This is a genomic window from Vibrio sp. V43_P6S15P86, from assembly GCF_009904725.1.
Lineage (GTDB): Bacteria > Pseudomonadota > Gammaproteobacteria > Enterobacterales > Vibrionaceae > Vibrio > Vibrio diabolicus.
In genome coordinates this window covers 1-17325 of the sequence record NZ_WXWT01000005.1, presented here as the reverse complement: position 1 = coordinate 17325, position 17325 = coordinate 1, and the positions used below count along the sequence as shown (strand labels likewise).

The following is a 17325-nucleotide window of genomic DNA, read 5'->3' as shown; positions in this document are numbered from 1 at the left end:
AATAATACCTGTATATAAGAAAATGCATTGATTGTTTTGAATGATGAATTGGTTGCTTCATTTCTTGAGGAAGTTAGAGGTTCGTTGGGAGTATTAACTGCGCTCAGAAGTGTGGGCAGAGCCCTCTAAAAATATAGAGGGCATATTGCTAGCGTTCAATAATCTGCACAACTTGATCTTTTGAAATGCTCATTTCTTTCCCATCCATGTCTTCATACTCGTACATACCCGTTTCTTCGTTAAGGTCTGGTTTACCGTAAGAAGTAATAATTTTTCCTTCATTTGTCGACATAAGATATTGGCTACTTCCGCATGCAGCAAGAAGTAAAGCAGTGGCCATTATAGTGAATATGCGCATAGAGTTTTCCTTTCAAACAAGTAAGTTAGGTACGACACCGATTTAACTATAGCAAAGGATATACGGGACGGTTTTTTATGATAGAGAACGAAAAAGCCCAGTCGAAACTGGGCTTTGGTAAGAGAGGTAATACGATTACTTCAGAACGGAAGTATTAGTCACACCCGTTAAAGTGTCATCCATTAAGAAGTCTGTGTTTTCCATTTGCATCTCAACGTGATGGTCAATATCAGAAAGTGTGCCATTTGGCGAAGCAAAAGTACTGTGCGATGCAGCAGCATTAAACTGTACAAAGCTCGCAGTTGCATTCACAGTAGTGTCCGTACTGTTCACAGTCTTCAATCCTAGCTTATTAGCAAGCGGTTCAGTACCCGCGAATGGTGCATTTGGAACGCTGTTTGGTACTGTGCTATCGCCATCCACCTCTGTCATAAAGAATGGTGTCGTTAGCGAACCAGATGCCACTAAATCTGAAGCGTTTGTGAACGGATCGACAGTGTCTAGTGTAGTCTGTGCTGCATAGATAAATTGTGAGAAACCAGCTTCTAAAGCTGCGACTTGAGCTTCCGTTGCCGCAGCCTCAAATGCTTCGTAACATGTTTTATCTTCTAGATCCGCACATGATGCATCAGCGTAATTCGCATAGTCTTTTGATGCTGCATAAGCGAGGTTATGTTTGATCTGAGGGCCGTAATTGTCTGAACCTAGTAACAAATTACCAATTTGTCCACCAGAGTTCTGTACTGATGCAGAGCTAAAGGTGTACAGCGCATCCGCAGTAGGGCTGCCCAATGTATTGTTTGCTGCTGCGACGGCAGATGTAGCCACAATACCGCCAAGTGAATGACCTAGCATTTTGACTTTTGAACCCGTCATTGGGTTGAAGCCTTGCAGAGGACCTCCAGCTAAAAGACCGCCTTGCGCCGATACTACCAAGCTAGCGCGCAAACCTAACACATCCAGAACACTTTGACGTAGGTTGTCACGCGCAACGGCTAAATTGGAAAGATTTAGATAAGCCAGTACATTCGCATTTGCGGAACGTTGTTCATCTAAGCTGCGCGTACCATGGATAGGTAAGTCAATAGCGATAACTGCCACACCTGCTTTTACCATATTGAACGCGAACGCGTACGCATTCTCTTTCGCTGAGGTGATGCCGTGTTGATAAATCACAACGTCTGTCGCGACGCCAGATTTAGGTGTGAAGACCAGTACTTCGACATCTTCAACCGATTTCACTACGGGAACAGGCGAGTAGCGAGTAATGATACGCTCACTATCAAGCTGGGTACCATCGGTAAGAGTAAGCTTAGCTCCAACAAGTTTTAGCTGCTCTGTAGGATCGGTAGCAAGCTTTGTCACATCAACAGGATCATTTGCAAAAACGCCTGTTGATAGCTGCTGAACCATGTTTGCTTGCTCGTTCGGATCCGCTAATGCTGCGCTTAGCTTCGCTAGGCTTGGCATCGCAGATACCATTGGTTGCATGTTCCAGCTTGCGCCTTTTTCCAGGTAATGAGGCAGTCTTACCACACCTTGTGTCACGCTTACATTGGCACCTGATTGCATGTAAAGGCCTTTAATTGCCGTTTTAGCTGCGTCTAGATCGCTAATGTATTTACTAAAGTCATCGTCAGAGTCTAGCGCAGTGCTAAAGTCTTGGGTTTCACCGAGCGTTATTGTGTAGGCCGTTGATAAGTCAACTGAACCTTCGTTTGAGTCATTTTTGTAAACGGTATTTAGTGTGTTTGCGCCGGTAGAAAAACCAGTAGCGGTTACTCCTTTGACTGCCGCTAACGTATCACCTACAGACTGGGTACTGAACCATGAGGAGTAAACGATGTCGTTAGGGTTAACTTGAGCTAAACCAAAAATGCCTTCAACCGCTTGTGTCACCGCTTGAACAGAAGCAAGAGCACCAGTTTCATAAACGATTTCTTTCGATTTACCTGTCGCGTAACTGGCTGATGTACCGATTGGCGCACCATTCACGTCAGTAACATCTTGTGTTACTGCAAAAATGTACTCGCTTGACTCATCAAGCGCAGCCAAGAACTGGATATATAGAGAGTTGCCTTTTGCTTGAACAACGTAGTCTTGGTTCTGAACGAGAACGTCTTCGATTGGGTTAGATTTACCGTCCCACTCGGTTAAGCGTTGGTTAATCTTGATGACTTTAACACCAGACGGCAACATGCCCGTTGCAAAACCATCGCCTTTAAAGTTCAGAACGATTGGCATAGACGTTGACCATCCATCCATCGTATTCATCGAGGCTCTAGGGTTGGTTAATGCATCATCGCCATCAGTTGGCAGACCAAGCGTACCATCGCTTGTGTCCATTAATAAGTAAGACGGTGCCGGTACATCTACGTTCGCTCCTTGAAGCGTGAAACTGATGGATGTTTCGCGATCAAGCAATGCTTGGACTTCATCTTCAAATTGAACTTTGTCGGAAGTACCAGAGCTGGAGGTATTATCACCACAACCAGCAAGAAGGATTGCAGAACAAAGCATTGATAATTTAAACGTGTGTTTCATTGGTTTACTCCGTAATCCCATTATTTGAAGGTGTAGTTCATCTGTACCGCGCTGATGTAAGCAGTACCTTCTGAGTCAAACTTAATCTCTTCACCCAGAGCATTTGTCTCAGTGAAAGAGCCTGATTTACTCTTAACAAGTGCAAAGCCTGCATCGAAAGTTAAATTCTCATTCATTGCGTAAGTTAGGCCCGCGCTGTACCAAAAACGGTCACTGTCAGGGATACTCAATGTCGCTTCACCTGCTTGTTCGTCGTACGCAAAACCTGCACGGAATGTCCAATCCGCATTGAGGGTGTAAGTTGCACCAATAGAATAACGGTTGTTGTCTTCGTATTTCTCTGGTTTGTAGAAACATTGACCAGCAGTTCCATCATTACATTGAGGACTCGTCGCTTTCAGTTCTTTAAATGTGCTCCAATCGGTCTGTTGCCAGCCGTAATGTACTGCCCATTGTTCATTCAGTTGATGGAAAGCCGATAATTCGATAATTGAAGGGAGAGAGATTTTTAAACGGCCATCCACTTTTGGTGATGGAGCTCGGCCTGAGTCGTAACTACTAAACTCACCGTCGTCAAAATCTAGATCAACTTTAGAACGGTAACCAAAGCCAAAACGGTTGTTTTCATTTAGCTCGTACAAAGCGCCAATATTCCAACCCCAAGCAAAAGTTTCACCTTCCATGCCGACAAGGTTATCGGACTTATTACCCCCTAAAATACGGGCGAGTGCGCCTTTGTGGCGAGTCAGCTCTGCTTCAGCGTAAACTAGGTTGATACCACCCCCGACACTGAAAGACTCGTTGATACGGTAAGCGACATTAGGGTTGATGTTTACTGAAAGTAGGGAAGTGTCACCCGCCATATCACCTGCGGAAATATCATTTGGATAGTCAGTGGCAACACCGTATGTTGTGAACATACCGATACCCCAAGCCCAGTTATCATTGATAGGGCTGATGTAATAACCCGCTGGCACGATCTGTAAAGGGGCGACATCTTTCGCGTGTTCATTGTTTACAGTGTCGTACACATCGACTTCAGGGTCGATGATAGATAACGCGCCCGAAAATTGAGCTTCTTTGAAAAGTGTCATTGCTGCAGGGTTACGAGCAAGGACGCTGGCATTATCTGCGACAGCCCCTTCACCTGAAAATGCTCGACCAAGACCAGATGCCGAATGTTCAGCTACCTGGAAGCCCGCTGAGTGGGCATTACACGCAAACAATATTGAAATTGTAAGCAGAGAGCAGTGCTTCTTGTTCATCCTTGACCCTCCTAGGGTGTCATAATGCTGGACCGAAGTCCTTGTAATTGTTGTGTGGTACTTACACCAATTGTTAATACGCTAAATACAACGGTGATGTAAATGTAATGTTAATTGTATGTTTAATAACTTGTCAAAGTTTGAGCGTATTTTGCGTTTTAAATATGATGCATAGGTCAAACGATGGCTTGTAAGGGCATGTATTATCGTTATATTTTTGAAGAGAATGGTACGACCAGAATTGTTTTGCGAGCTTTATAGTTAAATAACGATCAAATCGAGAGATAGCTCGCTTTGCTGTTTCTTCACTTCACAGGCATAATTCGCGCTCGCTATGTAGTTATTCAATAGACGCAATAGGAACCGCATTGGAATTACTGAATGTTGAATTTTTAGGTCGTTCGCTAAGGCTCGAAGGATCGATGGCTGGTTGGCAGCAGTTATATTGGGATAACACCTTGGTGTCCCAAATAGATGCCAGTGATAATGTTGCAGACACTTGTCTTCACCAGTTTAGACTCTCTGCAGGGGAAGAAGTCCTGGTATGCCATTTGGAGTGTTCATTAACATGGCAACCATTTGAATTGAGTTACAAGGTCACAATTAACGATGAGCTTATTAGCGAAGGTTGCCGAAATGAAAAAGACATCGAACGCCAAGTACCAGAAGTTGAGCCGCCAACGGAAAATCGTTTAAGTGTGATAGGGCTAGTATCGCTTGGGATGAAAGCACTCAAGAGTGCGAAAGTAATCAAAGTGGCGCTAGCATCTGCAAGTCTTGCTGCATATTCTTGGCTATTTTCTATCGAGTTCGCGTTAGCTTTGATCGCCTGTTTAGTTTTCCATGAGTATGGCCATATTAGAGCGATGAAGTACTTTGGAATGAAGACCAAGGGCATCTATTTGATTCCATTTCTTGGCGGTTTAGCGCTGAGTGATGAAAAGATCAACACACGCTGGCAAGATGTGGTTATCTCGATTACGGGACCATTTTTTGGTTTAGTTCTTAGCATCGCGTTTACTTTGCTTTATTGGATGACTGGAGAGGTGATCTTCGCTGGCCTAGCAGTGTTTAACGCGTTGCTCAACCTGTTTAATCTGCTGCCTATTCTGCCATTAGATGGTGGTCATGTACTCAAAAGCATTACCTTCTCGATGAACACTTGGGTTGGATTAGTCGGCAGTATAGCTGCTGCCTTGTTGGGTATTTTTATCAGCTATTCTTTCGGGCTGACGTTGCTAGGGTTTTTATTGTTAATGGGGATGCTAGAAGTGGTCATGGAATGGAGAGGTCGACATCATAGTCATTTATTGCCGTTAACCCGTTACGGACAACTCTTCTCACTTGCTTGGTACTTGGTTTCTGTCGGTGGTTTTGTCGCTATCATTTGGTATTTTGCTACCCTTGGAGATAGCCTATTGAGCTTGCCACTACAGATACTGGGTACTTAAACTATTCCTTATACCCATTAAAAAAGCTCCCTAGGGAGCTTTTTTGCGAAAAATAGACACTGGTAGCAGAAGTTTAGCCACATTTTGGCGCTTTCGCGTTATACGCAGGCAACTTATTTATGGTTGCTTGTAAATCTTTAATGCGCGTACTGTGTGATGGGTGAGTTGAGAAGAATTCAGGCGGTTGAGAACCACCGGATGCAGCACTCATATTTTTCCATAAATCGACACTTTGACGTGGGTCGAAACCTGCTTTTGCCATGAATTCCAGCCCGACAATATCAGCCTCGGATTCCTGAGTACGACCGTATGGCAAGATAACACCGTATTGAACACCGACACCAAGTGCCGCCATCGTCATTTGTTGATACTGTTTGTACTCGGAAGCTCCAATGGCAACGTTTGCTAGAGACAACCCGGCATTTGCTAACTGACTTTGTGAGAGACGTTCATTACTGTGGTCAGCGAGGACGTGAGCGACTTCGTGACCAATGACTGTTGCCAACTGATTTTGGTTTTTCGCGACACCTAAAAGCCCTGTGTAAACGCCGATCTTCCCACCAGGTAGAGCAAACGCATTGACTTGTTCACTATCAAAAACAACCACCTCCCAATCTTTAAATCCAGCTTGCGCAGGGATGGTGTCAGTGATGTGTTTGGCAACGCATTGTACGTAGGCATTCGTTTTGCGATCTTTGCTGATTGGGATATCTTTCTTCATTTGTTCGAAAGATTTGGCGCCAAGCGATGACATTTCTTGATCTGAAAACATCAGGATCTGGTTACGGCCAGTCGGTGATGCGCTACATGCCGTTAAGCCCGCGATAGTTAAAAGAGCAGAGGCTTTCATCCATACCTTCATAATAGGCTCCATCTAAATTATTTTTGTTTTGAAGCAATAGTATATACCCAAATAGCAACATGATGCATGGATCAAATTATTCATCAACTGGCAAGGAGGCCAAGATGTTACACCTTGAAGTTAGACCTAAGTAAAGTCTATGCTAGCTCTCTAATAAATCGTTACAATCCGACAAACCAGTTTGTGAAATTAAGAGTAAAACAATGAGTATATGGAAAAAGCCCGTTAGCATAGAGATTCTGAATGCTACGTCAAAAAATACCCTGATCGAGCACCTACAAATTGAATACACAGATTTCACGGATGACTCCCTTACAGCAACCATGCCTGTATGTAGTTTTACTCATCAACCTTTAGGAATGCTTCATGGTGGCGCTTCTGTTGTACTCGCAGAAACATTAGGCTCTTTAGCTGCGAATTTCTCTGTCGATGAGGGGAGTTACTGTGTCGGTTTGGATATCAACGCGAACCATGTACGTGCAATGCGAAGTGGTCATGTGATTGGTACGGCAAAACCCGTACACCTTGGCGTTTCAACACAAGTATGGCAAATCGACATAACTGATGAACGAGGCCGATTAGTGTGTACCAGTCGCTTAACTATCGCAGTGAAGCAACATAAAACGAAGTCGGTATAAAGCAAGATGGTGATTGAGTTTTCATTAGGAAAAATCATTGCAACCCAGCGTGAAATCGTGATTAAGCTCTCCGGCAGTGCAATGGTGACCTTACAAGCGCAAATCGATTCTATCCAGTTACTGGGTAGAGGAGCGAACGTTGTTTTATCTCATGGTGCAGAGTGTAAATGGTCTATCAAGCTGGATAATGAGGAACAACTTGCCGATCTTGCACGAGAAATTGGCATCGATATTCAATAATTTACTGCGTGACGTTTGCACTTTTTGATAAAAATGAGGAAACTGAGCTTATCAACAATAAGATAAGAATTTCCTCTTTATGAGTAGCCCTCGTTTACGTGTTCAGTTCGAAACACTGTTTGAAAAATTCGCCGGTCACGATACGGACGTTCAGCTAGAAGACATTACCGAAGCGCTGTTTTGTACACGTCGCAATGCCCGTATTGTTCTCAATAAATTAGAAGAGGAGGGCTGGATTGAATGGCATCCAGCGGCGGGTCGAGGAAAACTTTCGAAACTCGTTTTTAAACGTAATCGAAGCGACGTCAGTGAAAACCTCGCCAGGCGTTATCTCGATGAAGGGAAAATTGGCCAGGCTCTAGATGCGCTTGATAACGATGCGGCACGATTGACGCAGGTTATCCAAGGTTATTTAGGGCTTCAGCATCGACAGGGCGAACAGGTGGTACGTTTGCCTTATTATCGACCATTGGCAATGTTAAACCCACAGAAACCGATGCGGCGCTCTGAACAGCACATCGCCAGACAAATTTTTAGCGGGCTAACTCGCCTTGATGAAAATGAACAACTTCAGCCAGATTTAGCCCACACATGGGAAGCCATTTCTGATACGCACTGGCGTTTTTATCTTCGTCGTGGGGTGCGTTTTCATAATGGTGAACCCTTATCAACCAGTTGTGTACTTGAAAGTGTGCTTGCACTAAGTAGCCTGAACCTGTTTTCTCACATAAAAAAGGTATCTTCACCACAGGAATGGACCGTTGATATTGAGCTCGTCCGTCCTGATCGCTACCTGCCTTTGGCGCTGAGTGAGTCGCAAGCAAAAATTTTGCTACCAAGCGCTTTGCGTTCAGAAAACTTCGATAGACAACCAATAGGGACAGGGCCGTTCCAAGTTAAAATGAATGATGATAAGCGTCTCATTTTGACTGCTTTTGATGGCTACTTTGGCTTTCGTCCCTTGCTGGACCAAGTTGAGGTATGGGTAATTGATGAAGCGTACTCTTCAATGGTCTATCCAAGCTTGTCTAAGCCAAAGATGGATAAACAAGGTTCATCTGATGAAGTCGAGCTTGATCCTGGCTGTACATTCCTATTACTAAACAAAAACACCGGGATTGCAAAAGATCCACGCTGGGCAGAATTCCTATCACAAACTCTCAACAGTCACCAAATTTATGCTCATGTTCCTCAGGATAAAGTGATGGAACTGGGAGTATTGCAAGCCTTTGGCCTAAAGCCAGGTTGGATTGACCTTAGGCCAGCAGAGGCGGGAACCGTGCCGCAGGCTGATAAGGTGATTTCCGTGGCGTATCAAAAAAAGCATCCGATGTTTCCAGTAGTTGCCAAGGCCATCAAGACACTCTTAAAACCGCACGGTATAGAGGTCGAGTTTATTCGTTATGATTCTCAACCGCCCGCACCGGAGGAAGTGGATATTTGGGTGAAAGCCATGGGCATTGCAACGAACCGGAATGATGCTTTGGCAGGGTGGCTTCTAGATTATAGTGATATTGAAAAGTTCAGCTCTGGTTACGATTTTAGCGACTGGGCGAAGCTCGTTGATCAGTGGCGTGCTGGTGTTTATCCAGACTTCCCTGCACGTGAGTTAGGACGTCAGTTGGTAAAAAGTTGTCAGGTGATTCCGATGTTTCACTGCTGGTTGGGTGTCAATAAAGACCACAGCGGTGCCTTACAAAATGCAAAGTGTAATGCCTTAGGTTGGTTTGACTTTAATAACGTATGGGTAAAACCTGATATAGAAAATAATCATGGCGAAACCGAATAAGAAACAGCCGACGAAAACCGTCGATATCTATTGCTCAAAGTGTAAAACTCAACTATTCAAGTACCGTAAAGGCGGAAAAGGCGCACTGGTCAAGTGCTTCAAAGAACGCATTGTTGACGATTTCACACAAACCCCATGCATCTGTCCCAGTTGCGGGCAAGAATTTGCAAGAGATACCCTAGTGAGGGGAACGCCTGCTTACAAAATGATTGGCGGCAAAGTGACAATGAAATAATGAAGGGCTAGAAAATGAGTATAAAACATGACTACTGCATGGTGTTAAGCACAACCAGCAACGAAAAAAATCGAGATCAGATCATTAAAGGTTTGCTAGATGCCCAATTAGCCGCGTGTATTCAAACGATGCCTATTGAAAGTCACTATGTGTGGAAAGGGGAGATTTGTACTGACAACGAATGGTTGCTGGTGATCAAAACTCGTCGAGAGCTCTATGAATTGGTGGAAGAGAAAATAGAAAACCTGCACGAATACGAGGTCGCTCAAATCGTACAGGTTCCAATTGTTGATGGGTTTAACCCTTATTTAGAATGGTTGAGAGAATCGACGTTGAGCCGACATTAAGAATAACGACAACACTGCACCAACGGTATCGCACAACATATCTTTCTGGGCATCCCATATGTCACCTTGTGAGCCCAGAAAGGCAATTCCCTCATCGCCACCAGCCAACTCCGCATACCACCATTCGATAATCTCATAGCCAGCAGCAAGTGACATAATAGCAAACAAAGCAAACCAGCAAGAGAACGCTTTGTTGAACCGTTTTTTGTTTATCAAGTATTCAGCGATCGGATATGCGTAAAGGCCAATTGAAAAGTGCGCAACGCGATCAAAATTATTTCGCTCTGAACCGATCATGTCGTTAAACCAGTCAAACGGCACTTCGGAGAACGTATATTTCGCACCGATAGTGTGCAAACAGAGCCAGATGAACATTAAAAAGTAAGCCGTATTACTGAATTGATAGCGAATCGAAATCGCCCAAATAGCAACAAGAACACCAATCGCCGGGATAATCTCCGCAAACCAAACTGCACGTGAGTTAGGTTCCAACGCAGAAAATAAAAACACGATGGCATAAAAAATCGTCAATCCTAAGAGTGTCGAGGTGCTTTTCATAGAGTTACTTGATCCTTCAATTTATCTTACAGTGGGACTCCATAGACTTGGGTAATGATTACACTTAATTGAACGGTGTGCAATTGTTATTTTGATGGTGTTTTTGATCACTGAAAATGTTGATTTATTGCCAAACTGCTCAACATTAAAACGTTTGCGCGTGCACTTTTCATTAAAGTTTGATTTACAACATGCCCATCCATAGAATCCGTGATTCAGTCTAATAAAAAAGAAGTAAAGCCATGAAACTGGAAACTGTCGATTATCTTGCTGACGATGCTGCTCAACAGTTCGTTACCTCTCTGCGCGAAACAGGGTTCGGTGTGTTGAAAAACCACCCGATTCCACAAGAGCTTGTAGAGTCAATTTACAAAAACTGGCATGAGTTTTTCTGTTCAGATCAAAAGAATGATTTTCACTTTAACGTAGACACCCAAGATGGCTACTTCCCACCTTCTGTGTCTGAAGTAGCGAAAGGGCACAAAGTGAAAGACATCAAAGAGTACTTTCATGTTTACCCTTGGGGCCAGATCCCAGAGCAACTTAAAGCTGAAATCTTAGAGTACTATGAGCGGGCGAATGCATTTGCTCAGGAGCTATTAGGCTGGGTTGAAGCGTACGCACCTAAGGACGTTCAAGAGAAGTTTTCTATCGCGTTGTCAGAAATGATCAATAACAGCGACAAAACATTACTACGCGTTCTTCACTACCCACCGATGACAGGCGAAGAAGAGCCTGGCGCTATTCGTGCTGCTGCGCATGAAGACATTAACCTGCTAACGGTTCTGCCAGCCGCTAACGAGCCGGGGCTGCAAGTAAAGAGCAAAGAAGGTGATTGGATTGATGTACCCTGTGACTTTGGTAACTTAATCATCAACATTGGTGATATGCTTCAAGAAGCGTCGGGCGGTTACTTTCCTTCAACGACTCATCGTGTAATCAATCCAACGGGTGGACGTCAAGAAAAGTCGCGTATCTCATTGCCGTTGTTCTTGCATCCAAAACCAGAAGTAGTTTTGTCTGAGCGCTACACCGCACATAGCTACCTTATGGAACGTTTACGTGAACTAGGGGTTATTTAACCTTTACGTGATCTCCTTACAAAGGCCGATGGTTGATGACTATCGGCCTTTTGTTGTTTATGGTACAAAATGATACCCACGCTTCATTCGGTGCCACAGAAATTAGGCCTGAAACACGCGTCAGCAAGCATTTTACCAGTACAGATGAGCAGCTTTCTCTGAGATTAGTGTGATGCTTCAATATTAAAAACAGAGAGGATGAATGGAAGGACAACGCACGGTCAGTAGTATTGAGACTCATGCAATAGAAAACCCGTTGCTTTGGCCAATGCTAGAAATTCTTAGAAAGCAGCCTTCCGATTGGAAAGTTCACACCTTAGCAAGCAAGTTGAGTGAACAGGGCTACATTTCGAAATTGGATGATTCTCCTGATAAGGATTTATTCAAACGAAATTTCTTAATCATGAACGCGCTATACCAACTGCAAGAAACGCTTTACCCAGATGCCTGGCTGCAAGTTGAAGCGATGAATATCCAGATGATGTCTTCGTTAGAAGCTTCGAGGCATATCGTTGATATTAACGACCCTTTGCGTGAATATTATCTGGATTGGCGCAACTACGAAGCGGACGAAGATGAAGTGCGTCGATTGTTGAATGAATTTTGGACCACTTATCAAAAATTCATTGGTGGTTCGTCTACAGTCAGTGTGGATAAAACAAAAGCACTCTCACTGTTTGAGCTTAACCCTGATGCAACACCCGCAGAAATTAGAAAGCAGTGGCGAAAACTCGCGCTTCGTTGGCACCCAGATAGAGAGAATGGTGATGCAGAAAGATTTAGAGTTCTTTGTGAAGCGTGGAATGTACTGAGAAACGAATGATTCGGTATGAATAAAGATAAAGGAAGGCAGCTAACTATTAGCTGCCTTTTTTCATTGGATTGTCTCAATCAGCGTATCAAAACTAGCATGATGGCTTAAACTGAGATTTTCTCATGCGGTTAAGCGCAGCCATTACGTCTAGTGTGCGTGGTTTGGCTAAGTCCCCTTGCTTAGGGAGCGATGCATGCCACTCACCAGACAGCATTTCTTCAATTTCCTTCGCTGGATGATGACACCAGCCTGGAAGCTGAGCGATTTGGAACCATAACCAGCCAATCGTGTTGACTTCATCTGCGGACTCAATCTGTTCCAAAGCGCTAAGGTCAGTAAACTCTTTGCCAAATCGAAGTGACTCTTTGCCTTTCGCATTCACACGGAACTTGCCGTCAGTCAGAATATTCATCAACGCAACGCGGTTCAGTGCTCGAGGTGGGAAGGTCTGTAAACGTTCTTCTGACTCGTTATGGCGTTGAGTAGGGTGCTGAGCGATCACTTCTTTCGCTTTTTCTGTCACATCAACCGCTTGGTAGTCGTGCATCTGAATGACTGTATCGGCAACGTCTAAGTAGTCGCCTGAACCACCCATAACGATAATGGTAGAGACATCGAGATCATCTCGCAATTGACCAATGCGATCGACAAGAGGGGTAATTGGTTCATCACCTTTTGCCACCAATGCCTGCATACGTTCATCTCGAATCATGAAGTTCGTCGCAGAGGTGTCTTCATCAATCAATAACGTGCTCGCACCTGCTTCAATAGACTCTTGAAGCCAAGCGGCTTGTGATGTTGAGCCTGATGCATCTTGAGTCGAAAAGTCCGCTGTATCTTTACCCATTGGCAAATGGTTGATGTAATTCGACAGGTTCAAATGATGCACGCATCGACCATCTTCGGCGCGGATCTTCATTGCCTTGTCATCAGCTACGATGTATTCACGACCATCCCCTGGAATATGGTCGTAAATCGAACGCTCAATCGCATTCAGTAAGGTAGATTTACCGTGGAAACCGCCACCAACGATTAGCGTAATGCCCTTTGGAATCCCTAATCCCGTGACATGGCCTTTGTTTGGCGCATGTAAAGTCACTTGCAGCGATTCAGGGGCTTTGAACTCAACCGCCTCTTTCATTGGGAGATCACAGTTGCCAGCAATTCGAGGGAGAATGCTGCCATTTGCGACAAACGCAACTAGGTTATTGGCTTCCAACTGTGCACGCAGGGCATCTTGGTCTTCAACAACTTGGCAATGCTCAATCAATGCTGCTTTGTCGAGTTCACGTTCTAAGGTCGCTCGACGGATAAACTTAGGCAAATGGAAAGTCAGTATGTTGTTGGCTTTTTTCCCTAACACCGAACGACCTTCAGCAGGCAAGTTAACTCGAAAACGCAGTTCAATACCTTCCTCGGTAAACAATACTGCGGTGCTATCCAACACAGTTTGGCCATTCAATGAAATGGATACGGAGTTTTCTTGTTTAGCAAACTGCTCAAAACTGCGCGCAATAAAATCACGTGCTGCTCGTTGAAAAGCAGGGGACTCGTCTTTTAACCATTCCAGACCAGTCAAGGACCAGGCGCGAGTTGCACGAAAACGTGACGCGGAAGCATACGGATCTCCTTGTACGTGATCGATGAACAAAGTGAAATCAGTGAAGTCATATTGACCTTTGATTTGCTGATAAGCGCGGTAGTTCTGCTTTTCAATTTTCTTAAGCGTGGCAGTCAACTGATCCATGAAGATATTGGCCTTTTAATAGAAGCGGGCGGCGATTATAGAAACCACCGCCACCTTAGTAAAGAGAATGCTTAGGAAGAGTAGGCGTATTGTCCGCCTGAAAGACGCTGATTAAACAAACTTTGCTCAAATTCATTACAAGGCATCGGTTTACCATAGAGAAAGCCTTGCCCAATATCACACCCCTCACCAATAAGAAACTGCTCTTGTTGGGGGGATTCAATGCCCTCGATCACGACTTGGAGTTCCAGTTTTTTTGCAATGTGTATGATTGAACAAATGATCTCGCGATCATCATCTGACTTTTCCATTTGCTGGACGAAGCTTTTATCAATTTTGATGGCATCAAACGGATATTTCTTTAAATAGCTGAACGAGGCATATCCTGTACCAAAATCATCAAGTGACAATGTCACACCTAGTTTGTGCAACTTATTTAACGTTGTGCGTGCTACTATTTCATCAGCAATTAGAGCGCTCTCGGTTACTTCGAGTTCGAGAAAATGTGCTGGTAAGTGAAAGGATTCGAGTAGGTGCTGCACTTGCTCCGCAAAGTTCACGTTTTGTAATTGAATTGGAGAGACGTTAACGGCAATTTTGAAATTATCAATTAACTCCGACCACTGTTTCGCTTTGTCTATCGCGGTACGAAGAACAAAAGAGCCAACTTCAAAGATAAGCCCGTTTTGCTCGGCCATATGTATCAATGCTTCGTTGGAAACGTCGCCAAGTATTGGGTGTCTCCAGCGAAGCAAGGCTTCTGCGCCAATCCATTTACGTGTTTTGGAGTCTACTTGAGGTTGAAAGTACAACACTAAATCGTCGTTACGCACTGCTTGTAAAAGGTAACTTTCCAGTTCATTGTGACTATTGAGATCCGCCGAATGATTTTCTCTAAAATAGCTAAAAGGTTCGCCGGATTCTTTACATAGAAGCATCGCGTAACATGCATGTTGAAGGATACGCTTAGCATTGCTGCAATCTTTGTAAGCTTGAACTATACCGATATACGTGTGCAAATGTATTTCTGTTTTGTTGAAGACAAATCCATCTACGCTAATTTTAGTGATATCATCTAATAGTTGATTTAACCGAGCTTCAATATCCTCTCCCCAAATCAATAAAACCATGTCATTCGAACTTGGTCTACCAGTGATAAACCCGCTAGCACCGTGTCTGGTTAATCTGGAGTGAAATTCTTTTAAAATGTTGTCAAAGACCTCGAACCCGTGTCTGGTCTGAATACTGCGAGCGTTACTAAAACCAATGTTGATGACCACAAGCGATTGCTGATCACTATCAAGGGACTGTAAGGTGTATTGGACAATGTTCTCAAGTGCAGAACGATTTAGAAATCCAGTTCCCTGATCATGTGTTTTTTGGTAGCTCACTTGTTTTTCCGCGGCTTTACGGCGATCAATTTCTTGTGTTAAGGAGTAACTTAACTGGGCTAAATCCGTGGTACGATTTTCAATTCGACTCTTTAGCTCGGTGTTAAGTCGCTGAAGTTTATGTTGTTGGTACACAACTGAAAGCTGTGCTTCGATTGAATCTTTGAAAGTTTCAAGCAACTGACGGTAACTATCGCTGTACTCGTTTCTCTCAGAGTCAAGCATACAGATTGTTCCAAATGTCTCCCCATTTGGCCAGAATAGCGGTAAGCCGCAATAAGAAATCATGCCTAGTTTGATGTCTGGGTTATTTTGCCATTCTTCATCTTCGAGCGCATTGGGGATTACAAGCTCGCCTTTCTGTTCTATAACTTGCTCGCAATACAAACCGTTACCAAGCTGCTCTGCATCGCCAGTACGATAAGGATTACCTAGAGTTTCGCTAGATGTATTTACTTCTATGCGATCCGGATGGATACGCATAATTAATGTGGTGGGTACGTGTGTTATTTGAGCCAGTAAGTTGACGATTTCCTGCCAACTTCTTCGCATAGACTCAGGGATTTCGTAGTCTAATGTTTGCAATCTCCCCATATAGGTCATCCTTTACGTGGTTTCACTTCCTGTGAATTAAAAATGCAGACTGCTCTATTTTGTTCTCGCTTTTTAATTAAGTATAGGGTGGCTGGGGCTTGAAACAAAAAAAAGTCCTGAAAAGTGTTCAGGACTAGGAATAGTTATCACATATCTCATACTTGAAACAGATAACAAGCATTAAGGTTTAAGCGATTTTAGCGACTCAATAGAAATGTCTTGCGAATAGTCGACGTCTTCAAAGTTAAAGCCATTGAGCTTCATAAACTCATCTTTAAAGCCTTGGTAATCACCAATCTCTTTAAAGTTATTGGCGTTCATTTGTTCTAAAAGAGCATGGACTTCTTGCTGTACTTGCGGGTCAAGCTCTAAGTCGTCTATTCGGATTAAACGCTCGCCGTCAACAGGCACTTTATCTTGATCGTACAATTTAGTGGTAAACAGTCGCTGCATTTGTTCAATACAACGTTCGTGAGTACCTTTTTCCTTCATCACTCGATAAAGTGCTAAAAGGTAGGGACTTAGCGCAGGAATGAACACACTGGCTTTCGTCACCAACGCCTTACACACTGTTGCGTAAGCACCGCCGTCAAAGTTGGCAAGTTTTAGATTCAACGAGTGACTTGTTTGGTGTAAGTCAATTTTCGCTCGACCTAACGTACCATCGAGATAGATAGGGTGCGTAACGTCTGGTCCCATGTAAGAAAACGCGATGGTTTTGCAGCCTTGTGCAATCGAGTCGTTATTAAACAGTGTATCAATCCAGCTTTCCCAGTCTTCACCGCCCATCACTTTGATAGTGGCTTCGGCCTCTTCCTCTGTTGCGGGAGTTAAAGTGGTTTCTACCCACTGATCGTTCTCCAGCATAATTGAAGCGCCAGTGACAGGCTCACCAATAGGCTTAATGACGCTGCGCCAAAACTCATCAGACTCTGGTTTAGGTCGAACACCCGTCGCTAAGCTATAGATGACTAAATCAACTTCACCTTCAAAGTACGTTTCAATGGCTTCAATCACTTGATTGCGGACAGAGTCAGAGAATGCGTCACCAACAATATTGATGGCGGTACGCCCCGCGTGATTTGCTTCTTGTTTAAAAAAAATGTTGTTATACCAACCCGCACTTCCAACGCCTTTGTCTGAAGGCCCGCGCTCGAAGGAGACACCAATGGTATCAGCTTTAGCACCTCCGAAGGTGAGGGCAATACGAGCCGCTAACCCGAAACCAGAGGAAGCACCAATAATCAAAACCCGTTTTGGACCGCTTTTGATCTGCGGGGCGTGTTTTACGTATTCAATTTGCTCTTTAATGGATGCATGACACCCGTATGGGTGAGCAGAGCGAGCAACAACACCTTGAATTAAAGGGTCTATTCGCATGTTGTTATCTATCCTCGATGAGTGGAATTG

General features: G+C 44.0%; 16 protein-coding genes. 8 read left to right on the top strand and 8 right to left on the bottom strand.

Annotation, left to right across the window (positions count from 1 at the left end; genetic code table 11):
- Positions 1-148: 148 nt before the first annotated feature.
- From CAG69_RS00360 to CAG69_RS00350, 3 genes are all read right to left on the bottom strand, one after another.
- The gene (locus CAG69_RS00360; RefSeq protein WP_104973667.1) at positions 149-358 is read right to left on the bottom strand and encodes a YgdI/YgdR family lipoprotein; all 210 of its coding nucleotides are present in this window, start codon (positions 356-358) and stop codon (positions 149-151) included.
- Positions 359-493: 135 nt separating this feature from the next.
- Positions 494-2902, bottom strand: coding sequence for a VolA/Pla-1 family phospholipase (locus tag CAG69_RS00355; RefSeq protein WP_161442137.1), 2409 nt, complete (start codon positions 2900-2902; stop codon positions 494-496).
- Positions 2903-2922: 20 nt separating this feature from the next.
- Positions 2923-4167 (bottom strand): outer membrane protein transport protein, encoded by a 1245-nt coding sequence (locus tag CAG69_RS00350; protein ID WP_161442135.1) that lies wholly within the window; start codon positions 4165-4167, stop codon positions 2923-2925.
- A gap of 422 nt (positions 4168-4589) precedes the next feature.
- On the opposite strand from CAG69_RS00350, the gene CAG69_RS00345 reads away from it, so the two are divergent.
- Positions 4590-5618: a site-2 protease family protein gene (locus CAG69_RS00345; protein ID WP_237668009.1), complete on the top strand. Its 1029-nt coding sequence runs from the start codon at positions 4590-4592 to the stop codon at positions 5616-5618.
- 73 nt (positions 5619-5691) lie between these two features.
- Here the strand turns inward: CAG69_RS00345 and CAG69_RS00340 are convergent, their stop codons facing one another.
- Positions 5692-6480 (bottom strand): M48 family metallopeptidase, encoded by a 789-nt coding sequence (locus CAG69_RS00340; RefSeq protein WP_202600658.1) that lies wholly within the window; start codon positions 6478-6480, stop codon positions 5692-5694.
- A 203-nt stretch (positions 6481-6683) separates the two neighbouring features.
- Here CAG69_RS00340 and CAG69_RS00335 point away from each other — a divergent pair, with 203 nt between their 5' ends.
- The 5 genes from CAG69_RS00335 to cutA all read left to right on the top strand — a co-directional run bounded on the left by CAG69_RS00335 (position 6684) and on the right by cutA (position 9729).
- Positions 6684-7118: a hotdog fold thioesterase gene (locus CAG69_RS00335; RefSeq protein ID WP_012842307.1), complete on the top strand. Its 435-nt coding sequence runs from the start codon at positions 6684-6686 to the stop codon at positions 7116-7118.
- A 6-nt stretch (positions 7119-7124) separates the two neighbouring features.
- A complete protein-coding gene (locus CAG69_RS00330) occupies positions 7125-7358 on the top strand; it encodes a DUF3389 domain-containing protein (RefSeq protein ID WP_161442129.1) in 234 nt (77 codons plus the stop codon).
- A gap of 79 nt (positions 7359-7437) precedes the next feature.
- Entirely contained in the window at positions 7438-9147 is a 1710-nt protein-coding gene (locus CAG69_RS00325; RefSeq protein ID WP_161442127.1) for an SgrR family transcriptional regulator, read from the top strand.
- On the top strand, positions 9131-9382 hold the full coding sequence (locus CAG69_RS00320) for a hypothetical protein (protein WP_053349877.1): 252 nt from the start codon (positions 9131-9133) through the stop codon (positions 9380-9382). The genes CAG69_RS00325 and CAG69_RS00320 overlap by 17 nt, the downstream gene beginning before the upstream one ends.
- Before the next feature lie 14 nt (positions 9383-9396).
- On the top strand, positions 9397-9729 hold the full coding sequence (cutA, locus tag CAG69_RS00315) for a divalent-cation tolerance protein CutA (RefSeq protein ID WP_031780471.1): 333 nt from the start codon (positions 9397-9399) through the stop codon (positions 9727-9729).
- Here the strand turns inward: cutA and CAG69_RS00310 are convergent.
- The gene (locus tag CAG69_RS00310) at positions 9691-10287 is read right to left on the bottom strand and encodes a DUF2238 domain-containing protein (RefSeq protein ID WP_161442125.1); all 597 of its coding nucleotides are present in this window, start codon (positions 10285-10287) and stop codon (positions 9691-9693) included. The two genes, cutA and CAG69_RS00310, sit on opposite strands and share 39 nt — an antisense overlap.
- A 242-nt stretch (positions 10288-10529) precedes the next feature.
- On the opposite strand from CAG69_RS00310, the gene CAG69_RS00305 reads away from it, so the two are divergent.
- Together CAG69_RS00305 and CAG69_RS00300 are read left to right on the top strand one after the other, a co-directional pair.
- On the top strand, positions 10530-11369 hold the full coding sequence (locus CAG69_RS00305) for an isopenicillin N synthase family dioxygenase (RefSeq protein ID WP_005376329.1): 840 nt from the start codon (positions 10530-10532) through the stop codon (positions 11367-11369).
- 202 nt (positions 11370-11571) lie between these two features.
- Positions 11572-12192 (top strand): DNA-J related domain-containing protein, encoded by a 621-nt coding sequence (locus CAG69_RS00300; RefSeq protein ID WP_161442123.1) that lies wholly within the window; start codon positions 11572-11574, stop codon positions 12190-12192.
- A gap of 82 nt (positions 12193-12274) precedes the next feature.
- On the opposite strand, the gene CAG69_RS00295 is transcribed toward CAG69_RS00300, so the two are convergent.
- From CAG69_RS00295 to fabV, 3 genes are all read right to left on the bottom strand, one after another.
- Complete coding sequence (locus CAG69_RS00295) at positions 12275-13930, bottom strand: ABC-ATPase domain-containing protein (protein ID WP_161442121.1); 1656 nt, start codon at positions 13928-13930, stop codon at positions 12275-12277.
- 71 nt (positions 13931-14001) lie between these two features.
- The gene (locus CAG69_RS00290; protein WP_161442119.1) at positions 14002-15915 is read right to left on the bottom strand and encodes a bifunctional diguanylate cyclase/phosphodiesterase; all 1914 of its coding nucleotides are present in this window, start codon (positions 15913-15915) and stop codon (positions 14002-14004) included.
- A 180-nt stretch (positions 15916-16095) separates the two neighbouring features.
- Positions 16096-17295, bottom strand: a complete 1200-nt coding sequence (fabV, locus tag CAG69_RS00285; protein WP_161442117.1) for an enoyl-ACP reductase FabV — start codon at positions 17293-17295, stop codon at positions 16096-16098.
- Positions 17296-17325: the final 30 nt, after the last annotated feature.

Bases quoted from the DNA above. Each gene is read 5' to 3' on its own strand.
- CAG69_RS00325 (WP_161442127.1), top strand. From the start codon at position 7,438: ATGAGTAGCCCTCGTTTACGTGTTCAGTTCGAAACACTGTTTGAAAAA.
- CAG69_RS00350 (WP_161442135.1), bottom strand. From the start codon at position 4,167: ATGAACAAGAAGCACTGCTCTCTGCTTACAATTTCAATATTGTTTGCG.
- CAG69_RS00320 (WP_053349877.1), top strand. From the start codon at position 9,131: ATGGCGAAACCGAATAAGAAACAGCCGACGAAAACCGTCGATATCTAT.
- CAG69_RS00355 (WP_161442137.1), bottom strand. From the start codon at position 2,902: ATGAAACACACGTTTAAATTATCAATGCTTTGTTCTGCAATCCTTCTT.
- CAG69_RS00335 (WP_012842307.1), top strand. From the start codon at position 6,684: ATGAGTATATGGAAAAAGCCCGTTAGCATAGAGATTCTGAATGCTACG.
- CAG69_RS00330 (WP_161442129.1), top strand. From the start codon at position 7,125: ATGGTGATTGAGTTTTCATTAGGAAAAATCATTGCAACCCAGCGTGAA.
- CAG69_RS00290 (WP_161442119.1), bottom strand. From the start codon at position 15,915: ATGGGGAGATTGCAAACATTAGACTACGAAATCCCTGAGTCTATGCGA.
- CAG69_RS00340 (WP_202600658.1), bottom strand. From the start codon at position 6,480: ATGAAGGTATGGATGAAAGCCTCTGCTCTTTTAACTATCGCGGGCTTA.
- CAG69_RS00360 (WP_104973667.1), bottom strand. From the start codon at position 358: ATGCGCATATTCACTATAATGGCCACTGCTTTACTTCTTGCTGCATGC.
- CAG69_RS00300 (WP_161442123.1), top strand. From the start codon at position 11,572: ATGGAAGGACAACGCACGGTCAGTAGTATTGAGACTCATGCAATAGAA.
- CAG69_RS00345 (WP_237668009.1), top strand. From the start codon at position 4,590: ATGGCTGGTTGGCAGCAGTTATATTGGGATAACACCTTGGTGTCCCAA.
- fabV (WP_161442117.1), bottom strand. From the start codon at position 17,295: ATGCGAATAGACCCTTTAATTCAAGGTGTTGTTGCTCGCTCTGCTCAC.
- CAG69_RS00310 (WP_161442125.1), bottom strand. From the start codon at position 10,287: ATGAAAAGCACCTCGACACTCTTAGGATTGACGATTTTTTATGCCATC.
- cutA (WP_031780471.1), top strand. From the start codon at position 9,397: ATGAGTATAAAACATGACTACTGCATGGTGTTAAGCACAACCAGCAAC.
- CAG69_RS00305 (WP_005376329.1), top strand. From the start codon at position 10,530: ATGAAACTGGAAACTGTCGATTATCTTGCTGACGATGCTGCTCAACAG.
- CAG69_RS00295 (WP_161442121.1), bottom strand. From the start codon at position 13,930: ATGGATCAGTTGACTGCCACGCTTAAGAAAATTGAAAAGCAGAACTAC.